The sequence below is a fragment of the Pseudomonas sp. HLMP genome (assembly GCF_046365545.1).
GTDB lineage: Bacteria > Pseudomonadota > Gammaproteobacteria > Pseudomonadales > Pseudomonadaceae > Aquipseudomonas > Aquipseudomonas guariconensis_B.
Window position 1 is genome coordinate 3,214,023 of record NZ_JBDLLR010000001.1, and the last position, 16,756, is coordinate 3,230,778.

The 16,756-nt window shown below is 67.0% G+C and carries 11 protein-coding genes; 7 read left to right on the forward strand and 4 right to left on the reverse strand.

Features of this window, described 5'->3' with window-relative positions; all coding sequences use genetic code 11:
* Positions 1 to 141: 141 nt before the first annotated feature.
* The 6 genes from tpx (at position 142) to ABFA30_RS15015 (ending at position 12,075) form a co-directional block, all read left to right on the forward strand.
* Positions 142 to 642, forward strand: a complete 501-nt coding sequence (gene tpx, locus ABFA30_RS14990; protein ID WP_225789083.1) for a thiol peroxidase — start codon at positions 142 to 144, stop codon at positions 640 to 642.
* Between the two features lie 206 nt (positions 643 to 848).
* Positions 849 to 2,111 (forward strand): MdtA/MuxA family multidrug efflux RND transporter periplasmic adaptor subunit, encoded by a 1,263-nt coding sequence (locus ABFA30_RS14995; RefSeq protein WP_225789084.1) that lies wholly within the window; start codon positions 849 to 851, stop codon positions 2,109 to 2,111.
* Positions 2,108 to 5,203, forward strand: a complete 3,096-nt coding sequence (locus ABFA30_RS15000; RefSeq protein ID WP_410045620.1) for an MdtB/MuxB family multidrug efflux RND transporter permease subunit — start codon at positions 2,108 to 2,110, stop codon at positions 5,201 to 5,203. The genes ABFA30_RS14995 and ABFA30_RS15000 overlap by 4 nt, the downstream gene beginning before the upstream one ends.
* A 34-nt stretch (positions 5,204 to 5,237) precedes the next feature.
* Positions 5,238 to 8,345 carry an efflux RND transporter permease subunit gene (locus ABFA30_RS15005; protein WP_225789086.1) on the forward strand — a complete coding sequence of 1,036 codons (3,108 nt, stop codon included), beginning with the start codon at positions 5,238 to 5,240 and terminating at the stop codon, positions 8,343 to 8,345.
* Positions 8,342 to 9,844, forward strand: coding sequence for an efflux transporter outer membrane subunit (locus ABFA30_RS15010; RefSeq protein ID WP_225789087.1), 1,503 nt, complete (start codon positions 8,342 to 8,344; stop codon positions 9,842 to 9,844). The genes ABFA30_RS15005 and ABFA30_RS15010 overlap by 4 nt, the downstream gene beginning before the upstream one ends.
* A 149-nt stretch (positions 9,845 to 9,993) precedes the next feature.
* Positions 9,994 to 12,075 carry a putative bifunctional diguanylate cyclase/phosphodiesterase gene (locus ABFA30_RS15015; protein WP_225789088.1) on the forward strand — a complete coding sequence of 694 codons (2,082 nt, stop codon included), beginning with the start codon at positions 9,994 to 9,996 and terminating at the stop codon, positions 12,073 to 12,075.
* On the opposite strand, the gene ABFA30_RS15020 is transcribed toward ABFA30_RS15015, so the two are convergent.
* Complete coding sequence (locus ABFA30_RS15020) at positions 12,072 to 12,332, reverse strand: DUF1652 domain-containing protein (RefSeq protein WP_225789089.1); 261 nt, start codon at positions 12,330 to 12,332, stop codon at positions 12,072 to 12,074. The two genes, ABFA30_RS15015 and ABFA30_RS15020, sit on opposite strands and share 4 nt — an antisense overlap.
* A 280-nt stretch (positions 12,333 to 12,612) precedes the next feature.
* On the reverse strand, positions 12,613 to 13,794 hold the full coding sequence (locus tag ABFA30_RS15025; RefSeq protein WP_410045621.1) for an NnrS family protein: 1,182 nt from the start codon (positions 13,792 to 13,794) through the stop codon (positions 12,613 to 12,615).
* A gap of 201 nt (positions 13,795 to 13,995) precedes the next feature.
* Here ABFA30_RS15025 and xerC point away from each other — a divergent pair, with 201 nt between their 5' ends.
* Positions 13,996 to 14,910: a tyrosine recombinase XerC gene (gene xerC, locus ABFA30_RS15030; protein ID WP_225789091.1), complete on the forward strand. Its 915-nt coding sequence runs from the start codon at positions 13,996 to 13,998 to the stop codon at positions 14,908 to 14,910.
* 35 nt (positions 14,911 to 14,945) lie between these two features.
* Here xerC and ABFA30_RS15035 read toward each other — a convergent pair whose 3' ends face one another.
* Positions 14,946 to 16,136, reverse strand: coding sequence for a type II secretion system F family protein (locus ABFA30_RS15035; protein WP_225789092.1), 1,191 nt, complete (start codon positions 16,134 to 16,136; stop codon positions 14,946 to 14,948).
* 12 nt (positions 16,137 to 16,148) lie between these two features.
* The gene (gene gspG / locus ABFA30_RS15040; RefSeq protein WP_410045622.1) at positions 16,149 to 16,574 is read right to left on the reverse strand and encodes a type II secretion system major pseudopilin GspG; all 426 of its coding nucleotides are present in this window, start codon (positions 16,572 to 16,574) and stop codon (positions 16,149 to 16,151) included.
* Between the last annotated feature and the right edge of the window lie 182 nt (positions 16,575 to 16,756).

The window sequence follows — 16,756 nt, forward strand, 5'->3', positions numbered from 1 at the left end:
CGGCTTCGAGCTGCAAGCTTCAAGTAAAAGCGACGTGGTGCGCCTTGGCTTGTCGCTTGCAGCTCGAGGGGCCACTAGGCACCCGGGCGCCTTCGTGCTTAACTCGGTGTCCTTTTCAAACCTCGCATAAGGATTCATGTCATGGCTCAAGTGACCCTCAAAGGCAGCCCCGTACAGGTCAACGGCAACCTGCCGCAGGCCGGTGCCCAGGCGCCGGCCTTCTCCCTGGTTGGCGAAGGCCTGGCCGACAAGTCGCTGAAGGACTACGCCGGCAAGCGCAAGGTGCTGAACATCTTCCCGAGCGTCGACACCCCGACCTGCGCCACCTCCGTGCGCAAGTTCAATGCCCAGGCCAACGACCTGGCCAACACCGTGGTGCTGTGCATCTCCGCCGACCTGCCGTTCGCCCAGGCGCGCTTCTGCGGCGCCGAAGGCCTGGAGAACGTGAAGAACCTGTCGACCCTGCGTGGCCGTGAGTTCCTCGAGAACTATGGCGTGGCCATCGCCGACGGCCCCCTGGCCGGCCTGGCTGCCCGCGCCGTGGTGGTGCTGGACGAGAACGACAAGGTCCTGCACAGCGAACTGGTCGGCGAAATCGCCGACGAGCCGAACTACGACGCGGCGCTGGCTGTATTGAAATAAATGTACCGGGGCTGCCGTGCAGCCCCCTGGGGTTACACCCTGTAACGGCCTGGAACGCTTTCCAGGCCGTTTTCATTTAAAGTTCAGCGTCTTGGCAACGTAAGCCGAAGGTAAATCCCTGGTAAAGGCCCTTTGCTAAAACGGTGCCAGTGCTTATCGTTCAACCTCCCCAAGCCGCCATTTCCTGAACAAGGTTCGTTCAACCCATGCAAGCTTCCGTCTCCCGTTCCCCTCGTCGCTGGCTCGTCGGCCTGCTGATCCTGCTGCTGGTGGCCCTGCTGGCCTGGTGGCTGTGGCCTGCATCGCCGGCCAACAAGGAAGCGAGCGGGCGCCCAGGCGGGCGTCCTGGCTTCGGCGCCTCCGCCGACCCGGTGCCGGTGCGCGTGGAGCCGGTGCGCGTCGGTGACTTCCCGCTGTACTACAAGGCCCTGGGCACGGTAACGGCGACCAACACGGTCAACGTGCGCAGCCGGGTGGCCGGCGAGCTGGTCAAGATCCACTTCAAGGAAGGCCAGCAGGTCAAGGCCGGCGACTTGCTTGCCGAGATCGACCCGCGCCCCTACCGCATCGCCCTGCAGCAGGCCGAAGGCACCCTGGCGCAGAACCAGGCCCAGTTGAAGAACGCCCAGGTCGACCTGGCGCGCTACAAGGGCCTGTACGCCGAGGACAGCATCGCCAAGCAGACCCTGGACACCGCCGAGGCCCAGGTGGCGCAGTTCCTGGGCCTGGTCAAGACCAACCAGGCGCAGGTCAACGATGCCCGTCTGAACCTCGAATTCACCCAGATCCGCGCGCCGATCAGCGGCCGCGTGGGCCTGCGCCAGCTCGACCTGGGCAACCTGGTGGCGGCCAACGACACCACCGCGCTGGCGGTGATCACCCAGACCGAACCGATCAACGTCGCCTTCACCCTGCCGGAGACGGAACTGGCCACCGTGCTCGAGCGCTACCGCAGCGGCGCCAGCCTGCCGGTCGAGGCCTGGGATCGTGGCGATGCCAAGCTGCAGTCCACCGGCGTGCTGGGCAGCCCGGACAACCAGATCGACACCACCACCGGCACCCTGAAGTTCAAGGCCCGCTTCGAGAACAAGGACCAGGCCCTGTTCCCCAACCAGTTCGTCAACGTGCGTCTGCTGGCCGATACCCTCAAACAGGTGGTCCTGGCCCCGGCCGCGGCGATCCAGTTCGGCAACGACGGTACCTTCGCCTACGTGGTCAATGCCCAGAACAAGGTCAACATCCGCAAGCTCAAGGTGGGTGCCAGCGATGGCGAGCGCAGCGTGATCCTCGAGGGCCTGGCCGCCGGCGATCGCCTGGTGCTCGAAGGCACCGACCGCCTGCGCGAGGGCAGCCTGGTGGACGTGGTGGAAGACAGCTCGCAAGTCCCGACCACCCCCGGCCAGCACCTGCAGGGCCAGGACGCCAAGGGCTCGGCCCAGGCCGATGAGCCGCGCAAGGCGGGCGCATGAACCTGTCGCGCCTGTTCATCCTCCGTCCAGTCGCCACCACGCTGAGCATGCTGGCCATCGTCCTGGCCGGCCTGATCGCCTACAAGCTGCTGCCGGTCTCGGCCTTGCCCCAGGTCGACTACCCGACCATCCGGGTCATGACCCTGTACCCCGGTGCCAGCCCCCAGGTGATGACCAGCGCGGTCACCGCGCCACTGGAGCGCCAGTTCGGACAGATGCCGGGGCTGACCCAGATGGCCTCGACCAGTTCCGGCGGCGCCTCGGTGCTGACCCTGCGCTTTAGCCTGGACATGAACATGGACGTCGCCGAGCAACAGGTGCAGGCCGCGATCAATGCCGCCAGCAACCTGCTGCCCAGCGACCTGCCGGCACCGCCGGTGTACAACAAGGTCAACCCGGCCGACACCCCGGTGCTGACCCTGGCCATCTCGTCGAAGACCATGCCGTTGCCCAAGCTCAACGACCTGGTCGATACCCGCGTGGCCCAGAAAATCGCCCAGATCAGCGGCGTGGGCATGGTCAGCATCGCCGGCGGCCAGCGCCAGGCGGTGCGGATCAAGGTCAACGTCGATGCCCTGGCCGCCAACGGCCTGAACCTGGACGATGTGCGCACCCTGATCGGTGCCTCCAACGTCAACCAGCCCAAGGGCAACTTCGACGGCCCGACCCGGGTGTCGATGCTCGACGCCAACGACCAGCTGCGCTCGCCCGAGGAGTACGCCAACCTCATCCTGGCCTACAACGACGGTGCACCGCTGCGCCTGAAGGACGTCGCCGAGATCGTCGACGGTGCCGAGAACGAGCGCCTGGCGGCCTGGGCCAACGAGAACCAGGCGGTGCTGCTGAACATCCAGCGCCAGCCGGGGGCCAATGTCATCGAGGTGGTCGACCGGATCAAGCAGATGCTGCCGTCGATCACCGACAACCTGCCGGCCGGCCTGGATGTCATGGTCCTCACCGACCGTACCCAGACCATCCGTGCCGCGGTCAAGGACGTGCAGCACGAGCTGCTGATCGCCATCGCCCTGGTGGTGATGGTCACCTTCGTCTTCCTGCGCCGCGTCAGCGCCACGATCATCCCGTCGATCGCCGTGCCGCTGTCGCTGATCGGCACCTTCGGCGTGATGTACCTGGCCGGTTTCTCGATCAACAACCTCACCCTCATGGCCCTGACCATCGCCACCGGTTTCGTGGTGGACGATGCCATCGTCATGCTGGAGAACATCTCCCGGCACATCGAGGAGGGCGAGACGCCGATGCAGGCGGCGCTCAAGGGCGCCCGGCAGATCGGCTTCACCCTGGTGTCGCTGACCTTCTCGCTGATCGCGGTGCTGATCCCGCTGCTGTTCATGGCCGACGTGGTCGGCCGGCTGTTCCGCGAGTTCGCCATCACCCTGGCGGTGGCGATCCTGATCTCCCTGGTGGTGTCCCTGACCCTGACGCCGATGATGTGCGCCCGCCTGCTCAAGCGCGAGCCCAAGGCCGAGGAGCAGGGGCGCTTCTACCGCGCCAGCGGCGCCTGGATCGACTGGCTGATCGAGCACTACGGCAGCGCCCTGCAGTGGGTACTCAAGCACCAGCCGCTGACCCTGATGGTGGCGGTGGCGAGCCTGGCGTTGACCGTGTTCCTCTACCTGATCGTGCCCAAGGGCTTCTTCCCGGTGCAGGACACCGGGGTGATCCAGGGCATCTCCGAGGCGCCGCAGTCGACGTCGTTCGCCGCCATGAGCGAGCGCCAGCAGGCCTTGAGCAAGGTGATTCTGCAGGACCCGGCGGTACAGAGCCTGTCGTCCTACATCGGCGTCGATGGCGACAACGCCACCCTCAACAGCGGCCGCCTGCTGATCAACCTCAAGCCCCATACCCAGCGTGACGTCACCGCCAGCGACGTGATCGACCGCCTGCAGCCGCAACTGGACAAGCTGGTGGGCATCCGCCTGTTCATGCAACCGGTGCAGGACCTGAGCATCGAGGACCGGGTCAGCCGCACCCAGTACCAGTTCAGCCTGTCCTCGCCCGATGCCGACATGCTCGCCGAATGGAGCGGCAAGCTGGTCCAGGCCCTGCAGCAACGGCCCGAGCTCATGGACGTGGCCAGCGATCTGCAGGACAAGGGCCTGCAGGTCTACCTGGTGATCGACCGCGACATGGCCAGCCGCCTCGGCATCAGCGTGTCGCAGATCACCAACGCCCTGTACGACGCCTTCGGCCAGCGGCAGATCTCCACCATCTATACCCAGGCCAGCCAATACCGCGTGGTGCTGCAGTCCCAGGCCGCGTCGAGCATCGGTCCGCAGGCGCTGGAGTCGATCCACGTCAAGGCCAGCGATGGCGGCCAGGTGCGCCTGTCGGCCCTGGCGCGCATCGAGCAGCGCCAGGCGCAACTGGCCATTTCCCATATCGGCCAGTTCCCGGCGGTGATGATGTCGTTCAACCTGGCCCACGGTGCGTCCCTGGGCGAGGCGGTCCAGGTGATCGAGCAGGTGCAGCAGCAGATCGGCATGCCGCTGGGCGTGCAGACCCGCTTCCAGGGCGCCGCCGAGGCGTTCCAGGCGTCGTTGTCGAGCACCTTGCTGCTGATCCTCGCCGCCGTGGTGACCATGTACATCGTGCTGGGCGTGCTCTACGAGAGCTACATCCACCCGGTGACCATCCTCTCGACCCTGCCATCGGCGGCGGTGGGGGCCTTGCTCGCGCTGCTGCTGAGCGGCAACGACCTGGGGATGATCGCCATCGTCGGCATCATCCTGCTGATCGGCATCGTCAAGAAGAATGCGATCATGATGATCGACTTCGCCCTGGAGGCCGAGCGCCAGCAGGGCATGAGCCCGCGCGATGCGATCTACCAGGCGGCGCTGCTGCGCTTCCGGCCGATCCTGATGACCACCCTGGCCGCGCTGTTCGGCGCCGTGCCGCTGATGCTCGCCACCGGCTCCGGCGCCGAGTTGCGCCAGCCCCTGGGCCTGGTGATGGTCGGTGGCCTGCTGGTCAGCCAGGTGCTGACGCTGTTCACCACTCCGGTCATCTACCTCTACTTCGACCGCCTTGCACGGCGCTTCGGCAAGCAGCGCCTGACGGAGGAGCCGGCATGAGCAACGGCAAGCTTCAAGCGGCCCGGGGTCGCCCATGAACCTGTCCGGCCCGTTCATCCGCCGGCCGGTGGCGACCATGCTGCTGAGCCTGGCGATCATGCTGCTCGGTGGCGTCAGTTTCGGCCTGTTGCCGGTTTCGCCGCTGCCGCAGATGGATTTCCCGGTGATCGTGGTGCAGGCCAACCTGCCGGGCGCGAGCCCCGAGGTCATGGCTGCCACCGTCGCAACGCCCCTGGAGCGCAAGCTTGGCAGCATCGCCGGGGTCAGCACCCTGACCAGCAGTTCCAACCAGGGCTCCACCCGGGTGATCATCGGCTTCGAGATGGGGCGTGACATCGACGGTGCGGCACGCGAAGTGCAGGCGGCCATCAACGCCACCCGCAACCTGTTGCCCAGCGGCATGCGCAGCATGCCCACGTACAAGAAGATCAACCCGTCCCAGGCGCCGATCATGGTGCTGTCGCTGACCTCCGACGTGCTGCAGAAAGGCCAGCTCTACGACCTGGCCGATACCATCCTGGCCCAGAGCCTGGCCCAGGTCAGCGGGGTAGGGGAAGTGCAGATCGGCGGCAGTTCCCTGCCGGCGGTGCGTATCTCCCTGGAGCCGCAGTTGCTCAACCAGTACGGCCTGTCCCTGGACGAGGTGCGCACCGCCGTGGCCAACGCCAACCAGCGCCGGCCCATGGGCTTCGTCGAGGACGCCGAGCGCAACTGGCAGGTGCGCGCCAACGACCAGCTGGAGAAGGCCAAGGACTACGAGCCCCTGGTGATCCGCCAGGAGAATGGCTCGATCCTGCGCCTGTCGGATGTCGCCAGCGTCACCGACGGCGTGGAGAACCGCTACAACAGCGGCTTCTTCAACGACCAGAGCGCCGTGCTGATGGTGGTCAACCGCCAGACCAACGCCAACATCATCGAGACCGTCGAGCAGATCAAGGCCCAGTTGCCTGCCCTGCAGTCGCTGCTGCCGGCCAGCGTCAAGCTGGACGTGGCCATGGACCGTTCGCCGGTGATCAAAGCGACCCTCAAGGAAGCCGAGCACACCCTGCTGATCGCCGTGGCCCTGGTGATCCTGGTGGTCTACCTGTTCCTCGGCAATCTGCGTGCCTCGCTGATCCCGAGCCTTGCGGTACCGGTGTCGCTGGTAGGCACCTTCGCGGTCATGTACCTGTGCGGCTTCTCCCTGAACAACCTGTCGCTGATGGCCTTGATCCTCGCCACGGGCCTGGTGGTGGACGATGCCATCGTGGTGCTGGAGAACATCTCCCGGCACATCGAGGACGGCCAGCCACCGATGCGCGCGGCCTTCCTCGGCGCCAAGGAGGTGGGCTTCACCCTGCTGTCGATGAACGTCTCGCTGGTGGCGGTGTTCGTCTCCATCCTGTTCATGGGGGGCATCGTGCGCGGCCTGTTCCAGGAGTTCTCGATCACCCTGGCGGCGGCGATCATCGTCTCGCTGGTGGTGTCCCTGACCCTCACGCCGATGCTCTGCGCACGCTGGCTCAAGCCGCACCGCGAGGAGCAGAACCGCCTGCAGCGCTGGAGCGAGCAGGTGCACCAGCGCATGGTCGGCGCCTACGACCGCAGCCTGGGCTGGGCCCTGCGCCACAAGCGCCTGACCCTGGTCAGCCTGCTGGTGACCATCGCCGTCAACATTGCCTTGTACGTGGTGGTGCCCAAGACCCTCATGCCGCAACAGGACACCGGCCAGCTGATGGGCTTCATCCGTGGCGACGACAGCCTGTCGTTCACCGTGATGCAGCCGAAGATGGAGGTCTATCGCCGGGCATTGCTGCAGGATCCGGCGGTACAGAGCGTGGCGGGCTTCATCGGTGGCAACAGCGGTACCAACAACGCCATGGTGCTGGTGCGCCTCAAACCGATCAGCGAACGCCGGATATCGGCCCAGCAGGTGATCGAGCGCCTGCGCAAGGAACTGCCCAAGGTGCCTGGCGGGCGCCTGTACCTGATGGCCGACCAGGACCTGCAACTGGGTGGCGGTGGCCGCGACCAGAGCACCTCGCAGTACCTGTACACCCTGCAGAGCGGCGACCTGGCGGCCCTGCGCGAGTGGTTCCCGAAAGTCACCGCGGCCCTGCGCGCCTTGCCGGAGCTGACCGCCATCGACGCCCGTGACGGCGCCGGCACCCAGCAGGTGACCCTGGTGGTGGACCGCGACCAGGCCAAGCGCCTGGGGATCGACATGGACATGGTCACCACGGTGTTGAACAACGCCTACAGCCAGCGCCAGATCTCGACCATCTACGACAGCCTCAACCAGTACCAGGTGGTGCTGGAGATCAACCCGAAGTACGCCTGGGACCCGAGCACCCTGGAGCAGGTCCAGGTGATCACCGCCGAGGGGGCGCGGGTGCCGCTGTCGAGCTTCGCCCGCTACGAGAACAGCCTGGCCAACGATCGGGTCAGCCACGAGGGGCAGTTCGCCTCCGAGGACATCGCCTTCGACGTCGCCGAGGGCTACAGCCCCGACCAGGCCATGGCCGCACTGGAGCGCGCGGTGGCCAAGGTCGGCCTGCCGGAGTCGGTGATCGCCAAGCTCGGCGGCACCGCCGATGCCTTTGCCAAGACCCAGGAAGGCCAGCCGTTCATGATCCTCGGCGCCCTGGTGCTGGTGTACCTGGTACTGGGCATCCTCTACGAGAGCTACATCCACCCGCTGACCATCCTCTCGACATTGCCCTCGGCCGGCGTCGGCGCTTTGCTCGCGCTCTACGCCACAGGCGGGGAGTTCAGCCTGATTTCGCTGCTGGGGCTGTTCCTGCTGATCGGCGTGGTGAAGAAGAACGCCATCTTGATGATCGACCTGGCCCTGCAGTTCGAACGCAACGACGGCATGAGCCCGGAGGAATCGATCCGCCGCGCCTGCCTGCTGCGCCTGCGCCCGATCCTGATGACCACCCTGGCCGCCATCCTCGGCGCACTGCCGCTGCTGCTCAGCCGCGCCGAGGGCGCCGAGATGCGCCAGCCCCTGGGCCTGACCATCATTGGCGGCCTGGTCTTCAGCCAGGTCCTGACCCTCTACACCACGCCTGTGGTCTACCTGTACCTCGACCGCCTGCGCCACCGCTTCAACCATTGGCGCGGCGTGCGCACCGACGCCGCACTGGAAACCCCGCTATGAACTTTGCCCAGACCCCACTTCATCGTGCCTTCACGCGGCTGACCCGCGGGCGCGGCTCGCGCCTGCTCGGCGCCGGGCTGTGCGTGGCGATGCTCAGTGCCTGTACCTTGAGCCCGGACTACCATCGGCCCGAACTGAGCACGCCGGCCCAGTTCAAGCAGGCCGAAGGCTGGACCCAGGCCAAGCCGTCCGACGCCCTGGCGCGTGGAGCCTGGTGGGAGATCTACGGCGATGCCGGGCTCAACGCGCTGGTCGAGGAGCTCAACCGCAACAACCAGACTGTCGCGCAGTACGAAGCCCAGTACCGCCAGGCCCAGGCACTGGTACGCAGCAGCCGTGGCGCGCTGTTCCCCAGCCTCGACCTGTCCGTGGGCAAGACCCGCTCGGCCCAGGGCACCGGCAGCAGCAGCTCGAGCCTGTCGAACAACAGCAGTGGTATCCGCAATACCTACAACGCCCAGCTCGGTGTGAGCTGGGAGCTGGACCTGTGGGGCAAACTGCGCGAAACGCTCAACGCCAACGAGGCCAGCGCCGAAGCCAGCTTCGCCGACCTTGCGGCGATTCGCCTGAGCCTGCAGTCGGAGCTGGTGCAGAACTACCTGCAACTGCGGGTGATCGATGAGCAGAAGCGGCTGCTGGAAGCGACCGTCGCCGCCTACGCGCGTTCATTGCGGATGAACGAGAACCAGTACCGCGCGGGCGTCGCCGGCCCGGATGCGGTGGCCCAGGCGCGGACCCAGCTCAAGAGCACCCAGGCCGACCTGATCGACCTGGCCTGGCAGCGCGCCCAGTACGAGAACGCCATCGCCGTGTTGCTGGGCAAGGCGCCGGCCGATTTCGCCCTGGCCGACAGCAACGACATCCCGGCCTTGCCGCAGATTCCCCTGGCGCTGCCGTCGCAGTTGCTGGAGCGGCGCCCGGACATCGCCTCGGCCGAGCGTAATGTGATGGCGGCCAACGCCAATATCGGCGTGGCCCGTGCGGCCTACTTCCCAGACCTGACGCTGAGCATGAGTGGCGGTTACTCCAGTAGCAGCTTCAGCAACTGGATCGAGCTGCCCAACCGCTACTGGTCGGTAGGGCCGCAACTGGCCATGACGCTGTTCGATGCCGGCAGGCGCAGTGCCGAAGTCGACCGCACGGTCGCGGTGTATGACCAGACCGTGGCGCAATACCGGCAGACCGTGCTCGATGGCTTCAGGGAAGTGGAGAACTACCTGGTGCAACTGAAGGTGTACGGGGACGAGGCGGTGGTGCGCCAGGAGGCGCTGGATGCCGCCCGCGAGTCGCTGCGCCTGACCGAGAACCAGTACCGTGCCGGGCTGATCGGCTACCTGGACGTGGTCAATGTGCAGACCACGGCGCTGAGCAACGAACGCAGCGTGCTGACCTTGCTGCAGGGGCGGTTGGTGGCCAGCGTGCAACTGATCGCCGCGCTGGGCGGCGGATGGGAAGCGCAGCAGGCGTTTGCCGAGGCGCAGGAGAGCGGACAGGACTGAGCCTGGGTTTTTTGGGGGGCGAAGCGGCACCAGTCCCCTTCCTAGAATGGATCCATTCTCATTCGCGAAAACCCGTGCGTTTCAGCAAGGCTTGAGTACAATCATCGGCTTTTTCCGGACCCACTCCGGGCCTGCCGCTGGAACTGCAAATGCTGATCGGTAGCTACTCCTCTTCGCTGGTGTTGATCTCGCTGTGCGTGGCCATCCTGGCGTCCTATACCGCCCTTGACCTCACCGGACGCATCGCCACGGCCAAGGGCCAGGCGGCCTGGCTGTGGATGGGCGGGGGCGCGTTCGCCATGGGCATCGGCATCTGGTCGATGCACTTCATCGGCATGCTCGCCTTCAGCCTGCCCATCGACCTGGGCTATGACCTGGCCCTGACCGCGCTGTCTTTGCTGATCGCCATGCTGTCGTCGGGCTTCGCCCTGTGGCTGGTCAGCCAACCGAGCCTGCCCTGGCCGTCGTTGGCGTTCGGCGCGCTGATCATGGGCGGCGGGATCGCCAGCATGCACTACACCGGCATGGCCGCGTTGCGTATGCAGCCGGGCATCGACTACGACCCGACGCTGTTCGGCGCCTCCCTGGCCATCGCCGTGGGGGCGTCGGCGGCGGCGTTGTGGATCGCCTTCCGCTTGCGCCGGCACACGCCCTACGTGCGCCAGGTACGTGGCGCGGCGGCGGTGTTGATGGGCATCGCCATCGTCGGCATGCACTACACCGGCATGGCGGCGGCCAACTTCCCCGAGGGCAGTTTCTGCGGTGCACTGGCCGGTGGCCTGCGCGGCGATGGCCTGGACTACCTGGTGCTGATCACCACCCTGGCGGTGCTCGCCGTGGCACTGCTCACCTCGGTGCTGGACGCCCGCCTGGAGGCGCGTACCGCGGAGCTGGCCCAGTCGCTGACCCTGGCCAACCAGGAACTGATCCAGCTGGCGCTGCACGACACCCTGACCGGGCTGCCCAACCGCACCCTGCTGGCAGACCGCATCGAGCAGGCCATCGGCAAGGTGGCGGAGCAGGGCGGTTGTTTCGCCCTGATGTTCATCGACCTGGATGGCTTCAAGCCGGTCAACGATGCCTTCGGTCACCATGTCGGCGACCAGTTGCTCAAGGCCGTGGCGGCGCGCCTGCGCGGCCACTTGCACAGCCAGGACACCCTGGCGCGCATCGGCGGCGATGAGTTCGTCCTGCTGGTGCAACTGCGCGAGCCGGACGATGCCATGGACGTGGCGGTCAAGCAGGTCAACCTGGTGTCGCGCCCGTTCCGCGTGGCCGAGCACGACCTGCAGCTGTCGGCGAGCCTGGGCATCGTGCTCTACCCGGGCAATGGCCAGGACCAGCACGAACTGCTGCGCAACGCCGATGCCGCCATGTACCACGCCAAGAGCGCCGGCAAGAACGGCTACAGCTTCTTCGACAGTTCGATGAACAGCAACGCCCGCCAGCAGCTGCAGTTGCTCCAGGACCTGCGCGCGGCCCTGGAGCTGGGCCAGTTCCGCCTGCACTACCAGCCCAAGTTCGATGCCGTCGCCCGCCAGCCGATCGGTGCCGAGGCATTGCTGCGCTGGGAACACCCGCAGCACGGCCTGTTGCTGCCGGAGCGCTTCATCGGGCTGGCGGAGAAGACCGGGCTGATCATTCCCATTGGCGAGTGGGTGCTCGACGAGGCCTGCCGGCAGATGCGTCAGTGGCTCGACCAGGGGCACGAGGGCTGGCGCATGGCGGTCAACCTCTCGGCCATCCAGTTCTGCCACGCTGGCCTGGTCGCCAGCGTGGCCCGCGCCCTGGAGGCCAACCGCCTGCCGCCGAACCACCTGACCCTGGAGATCACCGAGACCACCGCCATGCGCGATGCCGACGCCAGCCTGACCGTGCTGCAGAAGCTCGCCGACATGGGCGTTGACCTGTCCATCGACGATTTCGGCACGGGCTATTCCAGCCTGATGTACCTCAAGCGCCTGCCGGCCAACGAGTTGAAGATCGACCGTGGCTTCGTCCGCGACCTGGAGCAGGACAGCGACGACGCCGCGATCGTCTCGGCCATCGTCGCCCTTGGCCAGGCGCTGGGCCTGCGTATCGTCGCCGAAGGGGTGGAAACCGACCGTCAGCAGGCGTTCCTGACCCGCCTGGGATGCGATTCGCTGCAGGGCTACCTGCTCGGCCAGCCAGTGCCGGCCGAGCAGTTCATGGCCGGGCTGGACGCGACGCGCCAGCCCGAGGCGAGCTAACTGGCGTCACGCAAGGTACAGAACGGCACGAACGCCTCCATCTCGGCCTCCACGGCCTCGATGATGCGCTCGACATCGGCGGCGGCCATGATGGTCGCGCAGGGGATACCGGCGATGGCCAGCAAGGTCTCGCCGGTGGCGCGGTCGAACAATCGGGCGACCATGCTGCGCGGCGCATCCATGCTCGCCTCGAAGCCCAAGGGGTGGAAATGCCAGCGCATCACCTGGCAGGCGTTGGGGAACGTCATCTTGTTCATGCCAGCCTCCTTGTCCTGATCCTGAACGCGGTGATCGGGCGGCCGTTCGCTTGGCCGGTGGGAATGTAACGATAGCAGCTGCATCGCCAGTGTCCCGTGGAAAACATGACAAATGTGCGAACGCATGATGTCGATCACAGCCCCGGTAGGGATGACCAGGGCCAGGCCGAAGGCCCTGGCAAACGTTTTCTGCGGTGAGCGGCGGCCGAGGCGCTTGGGGCGACGTGAGTTCACTGCCCAGCGGGGTTTCGGACCAACGGTGCCGCTCGCCCGGCCTGCGTCACCCCGGCATGCCGTCGATCCGCGGGCGCAGCAGGATCGGTAGGTAATGCCAGAGGAACAGCAGCAACGCCAGGCTCCAGCCCAGCACCGACAGGCTCAGCCCCAGCGGTGTGAAAGGCGCCAGCAGCACCCGCGCCAACGCCGCCAGCTGCATCAGGGCGAAGGCCCAGGCGATGAGGGCGGGCACCTGCAGCGGGCGGCCGGTATGGCCGAGGCTGACTCGCGCCATCATCGCCACGATCAAGCCGGTCATGGCGCCGACGCTCAGGGCATGAGTGGCCAGGCTCGGGTTCAGTGCCAGCCCGGCGTGCCACAGGGCCATGCCCAGGCAGGCCAGCAGCAGCCAGGCATAGGCCAGGTGCAACGACCATAGCAGCGGTACCCGCCAGATACCCCGGGCGTGCCAGTGCGCCAAGCGTACCGCATGAAGCACGGCCAGGGCGGCGAACAAGGCGGCCAAGGGCAGGCGAGGCGTATCGCCCAGGCCGGCGACGAAGGTCAGCGGCACGGCGACGCTGAGCGCCAGGCACAGCCGGTCCAGCCAGGGGCGGGCGGGGGCGGGTGTCATATCGCCCAGGCCGCGGCGGGTGAAGAACGGAATGACCCGCCCGCCGATCACCGTCATCATCGCCGCCACCAGCCACAGGCCGGCGAAAACCCCGCGACGTTGCCACAGTTCGTCCTGGCGCAGCCAGCCAACCAGGGTCAGCCACTGGCAGGCGGCCAACAGCAGGACCAAGCCGACGATCGGGTAATTGTTGCGCAGGCGCCGCCGCACGATGGGCTGCGCCAGGGCCAGGGCGACCAGGGGCAGGAAGCTGCCTTGCACCAGTACCAGCAGCCAGCCCGGCAGGGGCAGGAACCAACTGGCCCGGCCCAGCAGCCAGAGCAGGAACAAGCCTGCCAAGGGCCGCCCGCTCAGGCCCGCGATGCCGCTCCAGTTCTGCACGGCGGTGAGCAGGAAGCCCGCGACGATGGCCGCGGCGAAGCCGTAGAGCATCTCGTGGCGGTGCCAGGCCAGCATGCCGCCGGGCGGCGTTGGTGCGAGCACGCCAAGCAGCACGCCGCTCCACAGCAGCAGGGCGACCAGGGCGAACAGGCTGCCGCCGAGGAAGAACGGACGAAAACCCAGGGCCCAGAGGGCCTGGCGCGGGCGGGAAGCGATCGGCTGGGCGAGCATGGCGGACCTTCGTTCGAACAGTGGGCATCTAATGAGGTACCATCACGAACCGTGCCATCGGCAAAAGCCTTGTATATCAAGGTGATGGCATGGTGCGGAGTCGCTATGACTCCATGTTTCGCTGTCAATTCGACATCCATAAAGGTCGAAATGACTCGCTTGATGCATTGCAGCCCCCTGCTGCGCTACAGGATCCACGTTTTGTCCGATCTTCTGCTCAATCCACTGTTGCAGTACCTGGCCCGCCTGGCGCCTTCGAGCCAGCTGACCATGCGCTACATCCTCCAGGATGCCGCCGACCGGCTGGGCTTCGTCGACTGCGATATCGCCGAGGTGCCCTGGCACCGCCTCGAACCCGGCCACGTCGTTGCCCTGGTGGCAGCGCTGCGTGCCGATGGCTATGCGCCCAATACCTCGTCCTTGTACGTCAACGCCGTGCGCGGGGTGATGAACGAGGCCTGGCGCCAGGGCCTGATCGACCATGAGCGGCTGCTGCGCATCCGCGAGGTCAAGCCGGCCAGCGGCAGCCGCCTGCCGCCGGGGCGCAACCTGCGGCGCAGCCTGATCCGTGAATTGATGGAGCTCTGCGCCGCCGACCCACGGCCGCAGGGTGTGCGCGACGCGGCGATCATCGCCTTGCTGTATGGCACGGGCATGCGCAAGTCGGAATCGGTGGACATCGACCTGGACCAGGTGGACTTCCAGGCGCGCAGCCTGCAAGTCGTGGGCAAGGGCAATCGCCAGCTGATCAAGTACGCGCCGACCTGGGCCTTCGAGAAGTTGCAGGCCTGGCTCGACCTGCGGCGCGCACAGTTGCCTGCTGGCGAGCCGGACGATCCGTTCCTGTTCAACCGTATCCGCCGTGGCAACCACATCACCCGCGCGCGGATCACCAAGCACGCCATCTACTACATCGCCCGCCAGCGCGGTGCCCAGGTAGGGGTGAAGATCATGCCGCACGATTTCCGCCGCGCCTTCATCACCCGGGTCATCGAGGAGCACGACTTGTCGATCGCCCAGAAGCTGGCGCATCACGCCAACATCCAGACCACCGCGAGCTATGACCGGCGCGACGACAACGAGCGGCGGCGGGCCGTCGACCGCTTCGACTACTGAGCTCCAGCGTGTAGTTTGAAGCGTGCAGCTGGCATTCAGTGAATGCTCGAGGCCAGTTCGAAGATCGGCATGTACATGAGGATCACGATCAGGCCGATCAGCAGGCCGATGAAGGTCATCAGCAGCGGCTCGAACAGGCGCACGAACCATTCCACCCAGCGGCCGATTTCCTGGTCGTGGAAGTCGGCGCAGCGCTCGAGCATCTCGCCGAGGTTGCCTGATTGCTCGCCAGCCCGCAGCAGGCGCAGGGACACCGGTGTCACCAGTTGCCCGGCTTCCAGTGCGTCGGACAGCGGCAGGCCTTCGCCGACCCGCTGACGGGCCTGCGCCAGGCCGGCCGCCGCGGCGCTGCCGAGCAGGCCGCGGGCCATGTCCATGGCGGTGAGGATGGGGATACCCCCCTGCAGGAGAATGCCCAGCGAACGGTAGAAGCGCGCCAGTTCGTACATCACCAGGCGTTGGTGCAGGGCGGGCCAACGGCGCACCTGGCGGCCTGCCCAGCGTCGTAGCGCTGGATGCCGGCGCAGCAGGACCAGGGCCGCGATACCGGCCAGCGTCGCCAGTGCCAGGGGCAGTCGCTGGGCGTGCAGGAACAGGCCGATCTGCATCAGCCCGCGCGACAACCAGGGCAACTCGCTGCCCATGCCTTCGAACACCAGGCTGAAGCGCGGCACCACATAGCCCAGCAGGAACAGCACCACGCCGCCGCCCACCAGCAGCAGGAGCAGGGGGTAGACCGAGGCGCCGACCAGCTTCTGCCGGACCAGGTCCAGGCGCTGGCGATAGCCGATGTAGCGGGCCAGGGCGTCGCCCAGGGCGCCGGTGCGTTCGCTCGATTGCACCAGCGCTACGTACAGGGCGGGAAACACCCGTGGCTGCTGCCCCAGGGCCTGGGACAAGGAGCGGCCCTCGTAGAGCTGGCGCACCAGCGCCTCGAGGACCTTGCGCGCCGACGCGCTGGGCGCTTTCTCGGCCAGGCTCTCCAAGGCATCGATCAGCGGCAGGCCAGCCTCGAGCAGGGTGCCCAACTCCTGGCTGAACAGCACCAGGTCGAAATCCGCCGCCCGGCGCCAGGGCAGGGCATGCAGCAGGCCGCCAGCGCCGCGCACGCTGACCACCCGCAGGCCCTGGTCCTCGGCCTGGCGGCGTGCCTGCTCGGCATCCTCGGCATCGACCTGCAACTGGACGATGCCATGCCGGCCCAGGGCCTTGAGGCTGTAGCGCATGGTTGCCTCTCCCTACTGCCAACTGGTGATTTCGGCGTTTTCCCCGTCGCCGCCAGGCTGGCCGTCCTTGCCCATGGACAGCAGGTCGTACTCGCCGCCGTTCTCGCCGGGCTGGCGATAGATGTACGGGCGGCCCCAGGGGTCATGGGGCACCGCTTTCTGCAGGTAGGGGCCCGACCAGCGTGGCTCGCCGCTGGGGGCGCTGACCAGCGCCTGCAGGCCTTGCTCGCTGCTGGGGTAGTGGCCGACCTCCAGGCGGTACAGGTCCAGGGCCTTGCCCAGGCCTTCGATCTGCGCCCGGGCCACCTTCGCTTCGGAGCGGCCGAGCTGGCTGAAATACTTGGGCGCGACGATGCCGGCCAGCAGGCCAAGCACCACCAGGACCACCAGGAGTTCGAGCAGGGTGAAGCCGCGTTGGCGGATGAATCTGCGCTGCATGGTGAAACCCTCCAGGGCGTGTGGGCAGGTCTTTGCCAGCACCATGCAACAGCCGTGCACGTCTGTTGCGCGGCCTTGCGCCATGCGGCACGGCAGGCGGCACAGTGCTTGCGTCGTAGCTGCAAACCCTGGGTTTTCCGGGGCATTTCCCCCACTTCGGGGGCTCGACGGGGAGGCGGCCG

Excerpts from the sequence above, each read along its gene's own strand:
- ABFA30_RS14995 (WP_225789084.1), top strand. The coding sequence starts at position 849 with ATGCAAGCTTCCGTCTCCCGTTCCCCTCGTCGCTGGCTCGTCGGCCTG.
- ABFA30_RS15035 (WP_225789092.1), bottom strand. The coding sequence starts at position 16,136 with ATGCGCTACAGCCTCAAGGCCCTGGGCCGGCATGGCATCGTCCAGTTG.
- ABFA30_RS15000 (WP_410045620.1), top strand. The coding sequence starts at position 2,108 with ATGAACCTGTCGCGCCTGTTCATCCTCCGTCCAGTCGCCACCACGCTG.
- ABFA30_RS15010 (WP_225789087.1), top strand. The coding sequence starts at position 8,342 with ATGAACTTTGCCCAGACCCCACTTCATCGTGCCTTCACGCGGCTGACC.
- ABFA30_RS15020 (WP_225789089.1), bottom strand. The coding sequence starts at position 12,332 with ATGAACAAGATGACGTTCCCCAACGCCTGCCAGGTGATGCGCTGGCAT.
- ABFA30_RS15025 (WP_410045621.1), bottom strand. The coding sequence starts at position 13,794 with ATGCTCGCCCAGCCGATCGCTTCCCGCCCGCGCCAGGCCCTCTGGGCC.
- ABFA30_RS15015 (WP_225789088.1), top strand. The coding sequence starts at position 9,994 with ATGCTGATCGGTAGCTACTCCTCTTCGCTGGTGTTGATCTCGCTGTGC.
- ABFA30_RS15005 (WP_225789086.1), top strand. The coding sequence starts at position 5,238 with ATGAACCTGTCCGGCCCGTTCATCCGCCGGCCGGTGGCGACCATGCTG.
- tpx (WP_225789083.1), top strand. The coding sequence starts at position 142 with ATGGCTCAAGTGACCCTCAAAGGCAGCCCCGTACAGGTCAACGGCAAC.
- gspG (WP_410045622.1), bottom strand. The coding sequence starts at position 16,574 with ATGCAGCGCAGATTCATCCGCCAACGCGGCTTCACCCTGCTCGAACTC.